Raw genomic sequence first — 14,713 nt, 5'->3', positions numbered from 1 at the left:
ATTCCTTACCAGAAAAGGTAAATCAGGCGTAAAACAACAATGAAGCGATCATAGAAGAGTGATATTATTTTGTATAATATATTAATAATCATGATTGATATTTTTAAAATATGAATATCGAGCTACGTCACCTTCGCTATTTTATTGCGGTCGCCGAAGAACTACATTTCGGGCGCGCCGCGGAAAGATTACGCATTTCACAACCGCCACTGAGCCAACAGATTCAAATTCTGGAAGAGCAGGTGGGCGCAAAACTTTTAGCGCGCAACAACCGTAATGTTCAGCTCACCCCGGCGGGCGCGATGTTCCTGAAAGAAGCCTGGTCAATCATCAGCCAGGTTGATCAGGCGGCGGAGCGGGCGTCCCGTATTCAACGCGGCGAGATTGGAGAATTAACGATCGGCTTTACGTCGTCCGCGCCGTTTATCAAAAAGATTTCCAGTAGCCTGCTGCGTTTTCGCCAAACCTACCCGGAAGTCCATATTCAGATGATGGAGCTTAATACCAAACAGCAAATTGAACCGCTGCTGAACGGTAAGCTCGATATTGGCATTATGCGCAATAACCCACTGCCTGATGCATTGGATCATCAACTGTTGTTGCGTGAACCGCTAATCGCCGTGGTGCAGGAATCTCATCCGTTAGCGCTGCAAGCAGCAGGGCGTGCGATAAACATCACACAGTTGGCGAATGAGCCGTTCGTTTTCTTCTCTCGCGCGGTTGGAACAGCGCTGTATGACGATACGCTGACACTGCTGAAACGCTATGGCATCAGCCCCTACATTACGCAAGAAGTGGGCGAGGCGATGACCATCGTTGGGTTGGTATCAGCGGGATTAGGCGTGTCCATTTTGCCTGCGTCATTCTTGCGTATTCGGGTTGATGGGGTGAAATATCTGTTGTTGGAGGAAGAAGATGCCACAACGGAAGTCTGGCTGGTTACAGCGCGACATCAGCCGCAAAGTGCAGCCGCGAAAGTACTGATGTCGCTGATGCTGGGCGGATAATCGTTAAAATATGCGTGCTAAATCACATAACGAATCAAATATTTGACGAGTTTAGTGAAAAGCCCCACCATACCCGCAGTTTTTTTATTTTGCAGCGTGAAAAATAGTCATGCTGCGATAATAAAGATAAATTTTTCAACAGCTGTGCCAGATATACCCTAAATAATTCGGGGTACAGGACAAAACGTATTCGTTTTGAACAACGCGAAGCGTTAGCCCTTTAGGGCGATGCTCAGTCATGAGCATCGTAACGCGGCAAGGGAAGGACAAATTCGTCGGGAACGAATTTGACCAGCCGACGGCTGACCTCCGGTGAGAGACAGGATGTCTCTCATGTCATCCCGATGAGCTTCCTCAGGTAAGTGATTCGGGTGACTGACAAATCAGCCAGAGGCAGATTTGAACGCGGCTTGCAGCGGCCCCAACAGGGCGAGGTCCACGCAAGTGGAGCGAGTAACGTAGCCAACGCACATGCAGCTTGAAGTATGACGGGTATATAATGAGTAGGAGCCAGGTTTGTGATAGCCGACGGTCAACCAGGACACATCGATCAAATCAAACAAATGAATGCCGGAGCAGTGTATCGGCTGATCGATAAGTACGGCCCGATATCACGTATCGAACTGTCCAAACGCGCTCAGCTCGCGCCCGCCAGTATTACCAAAATCGTCCGTGAACTGCTGGAAGCACATCTGGTACAGGAAACTGAATACCAAGACGTTGGCAGCAGGGGGCGTCCCGCTATCGGCCTGATTTTGGATACCCAAGCCTGGCACTATCTTTCTGCACGCATCAGCCACAATACGCTATTGTTAGCGCTGCGCGATCTCAGCAGTAAGCTGGTTGTGGAGGAAGAGATTCCGCTTCCCACAGAAGCACCGCAACCGCTGCTCGACCGTATTTTGAATGAAATCGACCAATTTTTTATTCGGCACCAAAAACGGTTGGAGCGATTAACCGCCATCGCGATTACCGCACCAGGCATGATTGATGCGAGCAAAGGTGTTATTCACCGGATGCCGTTTTATGACGTTGAGGAGATGGCAATTGGTCCGGCACTAGAACAGCGCACGGGCTTGCCAGTGTATTTGCAGCACGATATCTGCGCCTGGACAATGGCCGAAGCGCTATACGGCGCATCACGCGATTGCCAAAATGTGATTCAGGTGGTGATCGACCATAACGTCGGTGCGGGAGTGATTACCGGCGGACGTATTCTGCACGCGGGAAGCCGAAATTTGGTCGAAATAGGGCATACGCAGGTCGATCCTTATGGTAAACGTTGCTATTGCGGTAATCACGGCTGTCTGGAAACTGTCGCCAGTACGGCAAACATGCTGGAACTGGCGCAGCAACGCATGAATACTTCCATGAGTTCGCTCCTACACGGTTCACCGCTCAGCGTTGAAAACCTGTGTGATGCTGCGCTAAACGGCGATCAATTAGCCAAAGATATTATTAACGATGTGGGCAATAACGTAGGCCGCATTGTCGCCATTATGGTGAACCTCTTTAATCCCGATAAAATTCTGGTTGGTTCCCCTCTGAACAAAGCGGCCAGCATTTTGCATCCCGCCATTTTAGGCTGTATTCAACAGCAATCATTCCCTCCCTATAGCCACAACATCCAGGTGGAAGCGACCCAGTTCTACAATCAGGGTACGATGCCCGGCGCAGCGCTGGTAAAAGATGCGCTCTACAATGGATCGCTGCTGGTTAAACTGCTACAGGGATAACCATAAAGGTGTAGAGCAACAAAACATTGCGCTAACGCAAACCGCCCGAATGAGGCATAGCCTAGACTTTCACGCTTGGAAAGCATTTAGCTGTGCTTGTTTTGTTGTATTTAGGTGGTCTGGAGTTATCCCATGTTGAAACGTATTTTTGTCACTGGTACTGATACCGCCGTTGGCAAAACGGTGGTATCCAAGGCGCTACTGCAAAAACTGGCGCTGGCAGGTAAATCGGTTGCGGGCTACAAACCGATCGCAAAAGGGTGCGAAGAGACGGAAGCGGGTTTGCGTAATAAAGATGCGCTGTTGCTACAGGCAGCCTCTACGCTGGAATTGCCCTATAACATGGTTAACCCCATCGCACTGCGAGAAGATGAAATCAGCGCCAGTGAAGAAGCTATTGATTACTGCACGATGACACAAGGTCTACGCCATATGAGCGAGACTGCCGATATCGTAGTGGTTGAAGGGACGGGTGGATGGCGAACCATCATGAACGATCTGCGTCCATACTCCGAATGGGTGGTGCAGGAACAACTGCCCGTTGTGCTGGTTGTTGGCATCAAGCTAGGCTGCATCAGCCATGCATTGCTGACAGCGCAGGCGATCATCAATGACGGATTACCGCTGGCCGGTTGGGTTGCTAACCGCATTAACCCTGGTCTGGCGAATTATGCAGAAATTATTCATGTTCTGCGCAAAAAAATCCCGGCACCGCAACTGGGCGAATTACCTTACTTACCCCGCGCTGAGCAACGGGATCTCTCGCCTTATATCGATCTTTCTGCAATCAGCGACTAATTTCTCTCATTTTCTATTCCCGCATCTCTGCGGGAATAAATTTTCTCCGCCATGCCACCTGTTATACTCACAGGCAGTTTTTCTTCTTATCCTGAAAATATAATGAAAACAGAGAATAACCAGAAACCAACACCTGTCCCACATCGTCATTGGATTTTAATTGCCTGTATGCTGGCTATGTTCACGGCAGCGATTGAGGTAACCATTGTCGCCACCGCGCTGCCTACTATCATCGCGGATTTAGGTGGATTTTCTCTACTAGGTTGGGTTTTTGCGGGCTATCTGCTGACACAGTCGATCAGTATTCCAATCTATGGTCGATTGGCCGATCTATATGGTCGTAAAAAGGTTTTCTTTTTTGGCATGGTTGTGTTTTTGCTGGGATCGATTCTGTGCGGATTCTCCACGCAGATGGGCTGGCTGATTGTCTTCCGCACCTTGCAAGGACTGGGGGCAGGCGCGATCACGCCGATTGCCTTCACCATTGTCGCCGATGTGTACAGCTCAACCGAACGGCCGAAAATTCAAGGTTATCTATCCAGCGTGTGGGGTGTTTCCGCCATCATCGGCCCGCTGCTCGGGGCATTTATAGTACAACATTTCAACTGGGCGCTGGTCTTCTGGGTCAACGTGCCAATCGGGATATTTTCGATCTTCCTGCTGGCTCGCTATCTACCGACAATCAATGCTGTGCGCCAACATAAGTTGGACTGGGTTGGCGCATTTTATCTGGTGGTATCCGTCGCCAGCCTGCTGATGGCGTTGCTACAGGCGGAGGTGTTTGGTTATTGGGTGATTCCGCTGTTCGCAATCTTCGTCGTAGGCAGCATTTTACTGGTTCGACAGGAGAAACGTACGACAGAGCCGCTATTCCCGCTAGCGCTATGGCGCAACCGGGTCATTATCGCTGGCAATCTCGGCGGATTAGTGGTCGGAGCCGCCATGATGGGTGTGAGCGCCTTTTTACCGACGTTTATTCAGGGTGTCATGGGGCGAACCCCGTTAGAGGCGGGCAGCATATTGGCGATGATGTCAATTGGCTGGCCGCTGGCCAGCACGCTGAGTGGGCGCTTAATGCTGTGGACGTCATACCGGTTTACGGCGATGTGCGGCGGTATCATACTGATTATCGGCAGTCTGACGCTGCTAACCGTTCAACCAGACAGCAATCTCATGTGGGCACGACTCGCGGCATTTTTGATCGGTTCGGGAATGGGGTTAAGCAGCACCACGTTTCTGGTTTCAATACAAAACTCGGTGGACTACTCCATTCGCGGCATTGCGACGGCCTCCGCCATGTTTACCCGCATGCTAGGGTCGGCGTTGGGGACGGCAATACTTGGCGCCACGTTGAACATCAATCTGCATTGGCGCTTGCCGGAAGTGAGCGATCCGCTCCAAACGCTCATGGACCCAGCTAAACGCATTTTGCTGAGCGTAAACCAGCTCGATACGCTGGCATCGCAAGTCGCCTCATCAATCCATGGCGTATTCATCGTTTCCGCACTCATCGCGGCTATTACGCTGCTTTCCGCCAGAATGATTCCCGCGAATCAGCGGCCGGGACATATCGAAAGCGGAAAAAAATAGCGATAAGAGAAAAGGCGCGAAAGCGCCTTTTGAGAACGGGGTTACGGTGTGGTTGTCGGCTGGCCTTCTGCTGGCGCAGGCATACTTTCCGTATTGACGTCACCCTCTGCATGACGGGTGTAAACAATTTTGTGCGAATCACTTTCGCAGTGACCGACCACCTGACCGCCGGCCTGACTCACCTGATCGTTAGGGACAATATCCAGCGTAAAGCCAGATTCAGGTACGCCATTGGCGATGATTTTCTGGGCAATATCCGCTTTTACGCTCTCGCAAGATGCCTGTGCAGCCAACGGCGCAACCAGGAATAACGCAGCACCAAAAATGACGGTCTTTTTCATCTTTTGATCCTTTGCTCTGAAAAAAGTCTCTTTGAGTATATCAAACGATGGAGATAACGCGAAAAAGCCACGAAATCAGGCCATCAATGATGGCCAAAGTTGGTTAAACGCAGGGGCCGGTGGCGCAACCGTACATCATAAACAGAGGGAAAAGGACGATAGCAGGAATCATGAGGGGGGCAAGCAACACCTCTTTGCCGGAGTTATCGCTGCTGTTGATAACCACTGGAATAGGCTGCGGTAAACGTCCATTTCGGGTCAGGCTGATTGATGAACCTTCTTTCTTACTGAATGTGCCGTTAGCGCTAAACGTGACTTCGCCTTTTCCCCTCGTCGTGGGAATGTGTGCGGAGAAGAGTTCGCGTAAATCAACTTCCTGCTCTTTGGTCAATCGGCGAGTATCAATCACGTTTTTATACCTTGCGTAGACTTGGCCGTTACGGAGAGAAAAATCGACCCTCACGCCAAGGATGATGTCTTTGTAATCACGATAAAACGCGTAATAGTCCTGATATTCTTTTTGAGCTTTTGCGTCGGGGAAGGTGTAAACGTAGGTATTGGACTCGGCAATAAGCGTCCCGTTATTATTCGTGATATGCGTGATGCTGTCCGTCTCTGGGTACGTGCTTGCGCACGAACTGACCAACAAGCACATAATGAGCAGGCCCCACCGTTTGATGTGAAAAGGGCGTGAAAATAGCCGTGCTAAATCCATATTCATCCTGATGCACTCCATTTTGGATAAAAACGCGCGTTGCTACGATATGGCGATAATCGTTGAATTTAACGGTGACGTCATCCTCGGATGCAGGCTAATGTGCCGCAGTACGAAGAGAAAAGGGGAAACCCACGCCAGAAGGCGTGGGTAAAGAATCATGGGGTAACCGGACGGCCAGTACTACGATCGAGGCAGCGTTCGGTGGTGTTTTCCCAGTAAGCATTGACGTTATAGCTGGCATTGCATTTTTCACGCCCATCAATGGCTTTTTCGGTTTTATCGAATTCTTTCTCAACGCGGTTGTTCACTTTATTACGCAGTGAGCGAGTTGAGTCCCATTGCTCTTTGCTTTGACGTGCCGCTTCTTTAGACAACGCGCTATCGCCGGAGTCGACAATGATGTGACGCGTATCAGCCAGTGCGGCAGGCTGCCAGGCAGCAGAAACGATAACCAGAGAAAGCGGGATGAAGGCCCGAATCAAAGAAGAAAAAGAGTAGTGGTTCATGTTTCACCTTGACAGAACGAATGATAAAAACACACGCTGATGCCGCAAAACGATAACACGCGCACGGCAAGCGATAGACAACAAAAGGCGACCGCCGTTCCCTGTAACCTTCGTGCGTCGTGCAAAACGAAAGGTTACCTATAACGAGAAGTATACATCCTTCGCTTCAACGGCACTATAACCGCACAACATTGCGTTAAAAGGGGAGAGAAAAGGGCATGAAACTTGCGACCATGCCCCGAGTCTTCGGTGCTGTAGGTGGTTATCAGCCTTCGCGGTGTACGCTTAAGCCGGCGAAAGATTGGCTGACCGGCATCATTTCCAGTGTGTTGATATTGACGTGCGCAGGCAGTGTGGCAACCCAGAAAACAGCCTCAGACACATCTTCGGCCGTCAGCGGCGTGGTGTTGTCATAGGTTTTGCTGACTTTCTCGTCGTTACCTTTGAAACGCACGGCCGAAAACTCGGTTCCACCAACCAGACCTGGTTCGATATTCGTTACGCGGATGCGGGTGCCAGACAGATCGGCCCGTAATCCTAGGCTAAACTGCTGCACGAACGCCTTGCTGGCACCGTACACGTTACCACCCGCATAAGGCCAGTTCCCCGCAGTGGAACCGATGTTAATGACGTGACCGATATTGCGCTCCACCATGGCTGGCAGCAGTGCGCGCGTCATAAACACCAGCCCTTTGTTGTTGGTATCGATCATATTTTCCCAATCGTCTACCGATGCTTTGTGTGCTGGCTCCAGACCCAGCGCAAGACCGGCGTTGTTCACCAGCACATCAATCTCACGCCATTCATCAGGCAGAGAGGAAACAGCCTGTTCTATCGCCTGACGATCGCGCACGTCTAATTTTAGCGTATACAACGCATCACCCAACTCAACCTTCAACGCATCCAAACGTTCCTGACGGCGACCCGTCGCGATCACTTTATGGCCCGCGCTAATAAATTTACGAGTAATTGACTCACCAAACCCAGCGGTTGCACCGGTAACAAAAATAATCATGCTCTTTTCTCCCTGACCGTTTTCATGTTCTGCTTGTGCCTGATATCAATATAAATAATGAAAGGCATGGGCTCATTTAGCCGCGCAATTCCCCGTGGGTCAAGCGTTACTCCGGTTTCAACGATGCGGTTTTGGAAGAATAGCCCCTCATAACGAGGGGCGGATGCCGAGCCATAGCAAGCGCAAGAGCGGTATGACGGAGGGTTAAATCCAGTTCCCAACGCGCATACCGGCCATGGCATGTATTTTGGAGAAGGTTTTGAGCAGAATAATGTTCTCTGCACCTTGGGTAATCATCGGCGAAATAGAACGAAAACGTGGATCATTGACGAACTCGGCGTAGGCCTCATCGACGATGAACATCGTATTTGCAGGCTTACTGGCAATCCACGGCTCGATTAAATTCGCAGGCGTAATCATGCCCGTAGGGTTAATAGCGATTGAGTCACGCTTCCTGATTGTTGGCTTCTATTTAATCACTCAGAATGTGCAGAGGTTATTTAGAATGGGGCGAGTCCAGAAATCAATGGGCGAAACAAGGGTTAGTGGATGCTACTTTTATCCTGAAACGTTTTACGCCAGTCGGTCGGACTAACGCTAAAACGCTGTTTAAAATGTTGGCGAAATGTCACCGCTGACTGAAATCCCGCACTATCGGCAATCGCTTCGATTGAGTGGGATGTTGATTCCAGTAATACCTGGCTATGGCGGAGCCGTTCTGCGGTTAACCAGTCGCTAACCGTCATGCCCGTGGCACGGAAGAAATGCCGGGTAAATGTTCTGCGACTCATCTGCACCCGGCTCGCCAATGCATCCAAAGAGTGGGACGAGCGCAAGTGTGTGCGTAGATAATCCAGCAATTGATTGATTTTGCTATCTCGCGTATTTTCCGGCACAGGGTGCTCAATAAATTGAGCCTGTCCGCCTTCCCGATAAGGCGGAATAACCAGGCGGCGGGCGGCACGGTTAGCAATAGCGCTACCGCAATACTGGCGAACCAAATAAAGGCAGCAGTCAATTGCCGCTACCGTTCCCGCAGACGTAATCATACGTCCATCTTCAACATAGAGCGCGTTGGTATCCAACTGCACATCAAGGAAGCGGGCGATAAAATCCTGTTCAAACGCCCAGTGTGTCGAGGCGCGGCGGCCATCTAACAACCCGGCATAAGCCAGCACATAGGTGCCCAGACATAACCCAGCGATCTGTGCTTTACGGGATTCGGCAGCACGTAGTGCATCCAGAAGCGGCTGAGAAGGGCGTGTATCTGGATGGTTCCAATAGGGGACGATGATCAAATCGGCTTTTTCCAATGCGGAAAAATCGTGCTCAACGTTGATGGAAAAACCGTATTCAGAGGCAACCATACCCGGCTTTTCAGCGCAGAAAAAAAGCGTAAACTGCTTTTCTTCATAGAGCATGTCACTGAAAACCATACCCGGTATTGATAAATGAAACGGGCTAAAATTTTCGCAAACAACCACCGCAACGGTTAGCACAGCCATAATAGCCCTCGTTAAAGATCAATATGTTCCGGTTGCTTCCCGGTTCAGAATTGCACGCATTCACCATCATTGGGTACGTGCGCGATGGACTGAAGCTTTTCTTCACGCAGATAATCACGCAGTTCGACACGACTCAGAAGGCAATGATTCACCGCTTCCATGTGTGTTGCGATTATCACCGCCTTAGGCACAAACTGATGTACACGCCGAACATCCTCTTTTCCCATGATAATCGAACCAAATCCGGGGATGAATGCATTACCGATATTCAGCGCCACCACATCAGGTGTGTGATGTGTCAGGGCATCAATAACATGCTGATTCCAGACGGTATCGCCTGCCAGATAAAATGTTTTCTCATGAGTATGTCGGAAAACGATACCGCAAACTTCACCCAGCCGTTCCGCCAGTTGTGGATTGGCATAGGTTTCATCAGAACCATGTTGACCAGACGTTTTTATCAGCGTGATTCCAGCATATTCCGTCTGTTCACCCAGTACACGCACCGAGGTAAACCCTGCGCGACGTATGATGTCGGCATCTTGCGTATTTTGGCTAAAGATCGGCATCGTTTTCGGGATAGCGTCAATCGCCGCATCGTCCCAATGGTCAAGGTGCGTATGCGTCACAATTACGGCATCAACATCCAGAATTGTGGCCAGAGGCAAGGGAAGGTCGACCAGTGGGTTTCGCAAATGATCGTTTGCTGTCCCAGGGAAACCGGGATAGGTCGCCTTTGGTGCCAACATCGGGTCAATCAAAAACGTTTTCCCACCAAATTCCAGTCGTAATGTCGCATTACGAATCTGCGTTATCTTCATCTTATTTTCCCATATCAGGTTAACGGGTTACGCTGTTACGCGCCGAATAGGAGCAGTATAAGAATCTGGCAGATCGCTAACAGTGGCCTGAATGACACACTTCGATGGGTTTAGGCCAATTTATCTCAGTCGGATTGTTCATTACCAGATGGACATGCTATTGCTGTCTTCATACACAATCGCTATCTTAACTAACGTGCTGTTTCTCAATTGAAAGGACTGTCCTATGCCCCATATTGATGTCAAACACTTCCCAAGAAACCTATCTGAAGAAGAGAAGAAAATCATCGCTGAAGATCTCGCCGCGGTTCTGAAGAAGCACTTCGGTTCTTCTAACGATTCGCTTTCTGTCGCGTTTAACGAGATTCAGCCAGAACGCTGGAAGGATGACGTTTACGATCCGATCATCAAACCACATTTGGATACGCTGGCGAAAAAACCGGGGTACTCGTATTAAAAAGCGCAGAAAAAAAGCCGATAATACATTGAATATTATCGGCTTTAATGAGGCAGCACCGCAGGAGATTACGCGGTCAGCAGCGGTTGGGCAGTGTTTTCAACCAGAGCCAGCAGGACTTTGACATCATCCAGGTTGACCGTTGGGTTCAGTAACGTCAGCTTCAGGCAGGTAACGCCGTTAAACTCGGTGACTCCTACGTTGGCACGTCCTGACTCTAGCAGAGCATCGCCGATGCGTTGGTTAAGCAATGCAATTGCCGCATCGTTCTCTGTCGCCAACGGCTGTGGACGATAGCGGAACAGCACGCTTGCCAGCTGTGGCTGCATCACCAATTCCAGTGAGGCATGTTCATCCACATACTGTGCAACCTGCTGTGCCAGTGTGACGCCGTGATCGATGATCGCCGCGTACTGCTGTTGGCCTAATGCTTCCAGCCCCATCCACAGTTTCAATGCATCAAAACGGCGTGTCGTCTGCAATGATTTTGACACCAGATTTGGTACGCCCTGCGCTTCATCGAACTCAGAGTTCAGGTAAGCCGCTTGATAGCGCATCAGTTCATAGTGGCTGGCTTCTTTCAGCAAGAATGCGCCACAGCTGATGGTCTGGAAGAATTGCTTGTGGAAATCCAACGTAATGGAATCCACCAGTTCAATGCCGTCCAGATAATCGCGATACTTCTCGGACAGCAGCAGGGCGCCGCCCCAGGCTGCATCAACGTGTACCCAAATCTGGTGTTCCGCTGCCAGTGTTGCAATCGCCCGCAGAGGGTCGATCGCGCCAGCGTCGGTCGTACCGGCTGTCGCGACAATCGCCAGAATCTGCTCGCCGTTAGCCTTGGCCAACGCCACTTTCTCCGCTAAATCGTTCAGATCCATCCGCGCGAAGCGATCGGTTTTCACCAGCGTGACGCATTGATAACCCAAGCCCAGTAAAGCCATGTTCTTTTGCACCGAGAAATGGGCATTTTCAGAACAGAACACTTTAATTTTCTTCAGGTTACCAACCAATCCATCTTGTTGGATCGAATGTCCCTGACGGGCAAAGAAGGCATCACGCGCCAGCATCAGCCCCATCAGGTTACTTTGGGTGCCGCCGCTGGTGAATACGCCAGCATCGCCAGACTGATAGCCGACCTGAGTACGCAGCCATTCAATCAGTTTCATCTCAATGATGGTCGCTGACGGGCTTTGATCCCAAGAGTCCATGCTCTGGTTTGTGGCGTTAATTAACACTTCAGCCGCCTGGCTGACCACCAGACTTGGGCAGTGCAGGTGAGCAACGCACTGTGGATGATGCACCGACAGGCTGTCTTTCAAAAAGTATTCAATCGCACGCTCGATAGCGGCCTGGTTACCCAGGCCCTGAGGATTAAAATCCAGCGTGATGCGCTCACGCAGTTCAGCAACGGTTTTTCCCTGATACATCTCAGGCTGTTGCAACCACTGCATGACGGCTTGACTACTTTGCGTAATCGCTTCCTGATAGGCTTCGATACTCTGCGCGGAAGAAGCCAGAATCGGGTTAATTTTTGTTTCCACTGCTTCTGTTTCCACTAATTGGGACATCGTGGTCATTCGCTCCACTCAGACTGGCTTCACGCCAGCAGAAAGCAGGGCGTTTTCAAATTTATCCAGGAAGATTTCCAATTCCGCATTGCTGATCAGCAGGGAAGGCAGCAGACGCAGAACGCAACCGTTACGGCCACCGCGCTCCAGAATCAGGCCTGATTCAAAGCATTTTTTCTGCAACAGAGCGGACAGCTCGCCGTCAGCAGGGTAGCAGCCCATGTGGTCCTGCGCTTCGCCAGGTTTAACCATCTCAATCCCGATCATCAAGCCCAGACCGCGAATGTGACCAATCACCGGATAACGTTTTTGCAGCTCAGCCAGTTTGGCTTTCAGCCATTCACCTTGCTCAGCGACTTTGTCTGCCACCTGATTGTCTTTGAGGTGCTTAAGCGTCGTCAGGCCAGTTGCCATTGCCAGTTGGTTACCGCGGAAAGTACCGGTATGGTGGCCCGGAGCCCAGGCATCGAACTGCTTCTTGATACCCAACACCGCTAATGGCAAACCGCCACCAACCGCTTTGGACATCACGATGATATCTGGCTCAATACCAGCGTGCTCAAAGGCGAAGAATTTACCGGTACGTGCAAAACCAGCCTGAACTTCGTCGATGATCAGCAGAATACCGTGCTCCTGCGTCACTTTACGGATGCGCTGCAACCACTCGGCAGGTGCCGGGTTAACGCCGCCTTCACCCTGAACGGCTTCCAGAATGACCGCAGCCGGTTTGCGTACGCCACTCTCAACATCGTTGATCAGGTTTTCAAAATAGTAAGTTAATGCTTTAACGCCAGCGTCACCGCCAATACCCAGCGGGCAGCGGTACAGATGCGGATAAGGCATAAACTGGACTTCAGGCATCATGCCGTCGACCGCTTCTTTCGGTGACAGGTTACCCGTGACGGACAGCGCACCGTGCGTCATGCCATGGTAGCCACCAGAGAAGCTGATCACACCAGAACGGCCGGTGTATTTTTTTGCCAGTTTCAGTGCAGCTTCAACCGCATCGGCACCTGAAGGGCCAGTAAACTGGAGGCAGTACTCTTTGCCCTGACCAGGCAATAAGGAAAGCAGATATTCGGAGAACTGATCTTTCAACGGCGTTGTCAGATCAAGTGTATGTAACGGCAAGCCGCTAGTAATGACACGTTGGATGCTTTGCAGCACGTCAGGATGGTTATGTCCAAGCGCGAGCGTACCCGCACCCGCCAGACAATCAAGATATTGATTATTCTCAACATCGGTGATCCACACGCCTTCAGCTTTCGCAATTGCCAGAGGCAATTTGCGTGGATAACTCCTCACGTTCGATTCAAATTCAGCTTGTCTTGCCAAATAGGTTTCATTGTTTCCGTTTAATGAATTCGCACCTAAACTGTCAATACGGACTTTATCCGTCATCATATCTCTCCTACAACCGTGTGCTCACTGGCAACCACAGTTGAATAAATGAATTAAACATATAACTGCTATAAGAAAAACGCGGCCAATATAGGGTTTTTCAGTCACCGACTCAATGATTTATTTCGTTTCGAAACTTTTATTTTTTCACATAAAAATCAACCGGTTGAATGATTAATTACTACTCATGATGTCATAGTTATCTTACATGCTTATTAAATAAGCAAAAAAAATCCGCCTACCGCAGAATTTTTGAGCCAAAAAGGTGGTAACAACAGGGGGAAACAGCACTTTTAGCGAGAGAAAACGGAGAGTGGAACCACAGGATAGGGGAATGTAATACTGCTTTACACGTTGTTTTCAGTCTATATAAAGACTACATCGGAAGGTGCAGAGGTTTTTTGGTGCCCCTGCAATTTATTTACCCAATGAGTGGAAGCGATGCCAGCATCTTTTTAAGGTTGATCGCATCCCAGGGCAGGTGTTCAGCAATTGTTAAACCGACCGGCATTACCTTCCCGGTCGCTTGGTTAATCAGGCTGACAACATCTGCGATACTAAGCGTGCCCTCGGCAACATCGCCGAAATCACATTTCCCCCTTCCTGGTCGGGCAAACAGCACTGATCTGAACAGGGCAGGATCTAAGACATCCAGATCAATATGGATGGCAAGATATTCAATAGCTTCTTTTTCAATCCAGCCCATGACAGGCTGTGCTCCGTTTTTAACCTCTTCGGGGCTACACGTAGCAATATTATGCTCGGCTATAAACCGAGCTTCGTATTCAAGCGGGTCATGAATACCCGCAATCATGACTTTTTTGGGCGATAAGCATTTATGAATATCCCGCGTTAACATCTGATCTCCATTTCCCATTAGTGCGCCAAGAACATGCGCATGAGAATGCGCAAATTGCTCTGGCGTCATCACATCGGGGTGTGAATCCACCCAAAGAACACCTAGCTTATCCCCATATTTTTCGACGAGATAAGAGAACGGCACCAGAGAAACCAGACAGTCGCCACCCAGCACGGCGATAGTATCCGGCTTATGCTTCATAATGGCTTTCCGAGCGTTACCCAACTGCTCAATAATCTGATTTCTGCCCATAATCCCGTTTTCGTTTCGCAGCGGTTCATCGGATGGCGGGTTAACATCAATCTCTTCAACTGCACCTTTAGCTTTTGGGGCTAGCCATGAAAGCAAATGAGAACCAAAGTGATAAGAAGCGTTATTGCCGCCTTGC

Annotated in this window: 14 protein-coding genes and 1 pseudogene; 5 read left to right on the top strand and 10 right to left on the bottom strand. The window is 50.0% G+C overall.

The features are described from left to right. Positions 1-110 precede the first annotated feature (110 nt). The 4 genes from EDI29_RS13970 to EDI29_RS13955 all read left to right on the top strand — a co-directional run bounded on the left by EDI29_RS13970 (position 111) and on the right by EDI29_RS13955 (position 5,131). The gene (locus EDI29_RS13970) at positions 111-1,007 is read left to right on the top strand and encodes a LysR family transcriptional regulator (RefSeq protein ID WP_137741368.1); all 897 of its coding nucleotides are present in this window, start codon (positions 111-113) and stop codon (positions 1,005-1,007) included. A gap of 518 nt (positions 1,008-1,525) precedes the next feature. Then, positions 1,526-2,743, top strand: coding sequence for a sugar metabolism global transcriptional regulator Mlc (gene mlc / locus EDI29_RS13965; protein WP_137741367.1), 1,218 nt, complete (start codon positions 1,526-1,528; stop codon positions 2,741-2,743). 132 nt (positions 2,744-2,875) lie between these two features. Beyond that, on the top strand, positions 2,876-3,541 hold the full coding sequence (gene bioD / locus EDI29_RS13960) for a dethiobiotin synthase (protein ID WP_137741366.1): 666 nt from the start codon (positions 2,876-2,878) through the stop codon (positions 3,539-3,541). 102 nt (positions 3,542-3,643) lie between these two features. Continuing rightward, positions 3,644-5,131, top strand: a complete 1,488-nt coding sequence (locus tag EDI29_RS13955) for an MDR family MFS transporter (protein WP_137741365.1) — start codon at positions 3,644-3,646, stop codon at positions 5,129-5,131. A 41-nt stretch (positions 5,132-5,172) separates the two neighbouring features. Here the strand turns inward: EDI29_RS13955 and EDI29_RS13950 are convergent, their stop codons facing one another. The 7 genes and pseudogenes from EDI29_RS13950 to EDI29_RS13920 all read right to left on the bottom strand — a co-directional run bounded on the left by EDI29_RS13950 (position 5,173) and on the right by EDI29_RS13920 (position 10,037). Next, positions 5,173-5,472, bottom strand: coding sequence for a DUF1161 domain-containing protein (locus EDI29_RS13950; RefSeq protein WP_137741364.1), 300 nt, complete (start codon positions 5,470-5,472; stop codon positions 5,173-5,175). Between the two features lie 103 nt (positions 5,473-5,575). Beyond that, positions 5,576-6,193: a hypothetical protein gene (locus EDI29_RS13945; RefSeq protein ID WP_137741363.1), complete on the bottom strand. Its 618-nt coding sequence runs from the start codon at positions 6,191-6,193 to the stop codon at positions 5,576-5,578. 152 nt (positions 6,194-6,345) lie between these two features. After that, the gene (locus EDI29_RS13940) at positions 6,346-6,696 is read right to left on the bottom strand and encodes a DUF1283 family protein (protein WP_107169506.1); all 351 of its coding nucleotides are present in this window, start codon (positions 6,694-6,696) and stop codon (positions 6,346-6,348) included. Between the two features lie 265 nt (positions 6,697-6,961). Continuing rightward, a complete protein-coding gene (gene ydfG, locus EDI29_RS13935) occupies positions 6,962-7,711 on the bottom strand; it encodes a bifunctional NADP-dependent 3-hydroxy acid dehydrogenase/3-hydroxypropionate dehydrogenase YdfG (RefSeq protein ID WP_137741362.1) in 750 nt (249 codons plus the stop codon). Positions 7,712-7,927: 216 nt separating this feature from the next. Next, a pseudogene (locus tag EDI29_RS13930) lies at positions 7,928-8,143 on the bottom strand (aminotransferase class I/II-fold pyridoxal phosphate-dependent enzyme); the annotation flags it as partial. Between the two features lie 110 nt (positions 8,144-8,253). Then, positions 8,254-9,216 carry a GlxA family transcriptional regulator gene (locus EDI29_RS13925; RefSeq protein ID WP_137741361.1) on the bottom strand — a complete coding sequence of 321 codons (963 nt, stop codon included), beginning with the start codon at positions 9,214-9,216 and terminating at the stop codon, positions 8,254-8,256. Between the two features lie 44 nt (positions 9,217-9,260). Continuing rightward, a complete protein-coding gene (locus EDI29_RS13920; protein ID WP_137741360.1) occupies positions 9,261-10,037 on the bottom strand; it encodes an MBL fold metallo-hydrolase in 777 nt (258 codons plus the stop codon). A 226-nt stretch (positions 10,038-10,263) separates the two neighbouring features. Here EDI29_RS13920 and pptA point away from each other — a divergent pair, with 226 nt between their 5' ends. Beyond that, on the top strand, positions 10,264-10,494 hold the full coding sequence (pptA, locus tag EDI29_RS13915; protein ID WP_137741359.1) for a tautomerase PptA: 231 nt from the start codon (positions 10,264-10,266) through the stop codon (positions 10,492-10,494). 68 nt (positions 10,495-10,562) lie between these two features. On the opposite strand, the gene EDI29_RS13910 is transcribed toward pptA, so the two are convergent. From EDI29_RS13910 to EDI29_RS13900, 3 genes are all read right to left on the bottom strand, one after another. Next, entirely contained in the window at positions 10,563-12,074 is a 1,512-nt protein-coding gene (locus EDI29_RS13910; RefSeq protein WP_137741358.1) for a pyridoxal phosphate-dependent decarboxylase family protein, read from the bottom strand. A 9-nt stretch (positions 12,075-12,083) separates the two neighbouring features. Then, positions 12,084-13,469, bottom strand: a complete 1,386-nt coding sequence (locus tag EDI29_RS13905) for a diaminobutyrate--2-oxoglutarate transaminase (RefSeq protein WP_193555665.1) — start codon at positions 13,467-13,469, stop codon at positions 12,084-12,086. 418 nt (positions 13,470-13,887) lie between these two features. Beyond that, a partial coding sequence (locus tag EDI29_RS13900; protein ID WP_137741418.1) for an arginase family protein occupies positions 13,888-14,713 on the bottom strand: 826 nt, incomplete at its 5' end.

Source organism: Pectobacterium polonicum (genome assembly GCF_005497185.1).
Taxonomy (GTDB): domain Bacteria; phylum Pseudomonadota; class Gammaproteobacteria; order Enterobacterales; family Enterobacteriaceae; genus Pectobacterium; species Pectobacterium polonicum.
Note: the sequence above shows the minus strand (reverse complement) of the source record. Positions and strands in the feature narration are given on the sequence as shown.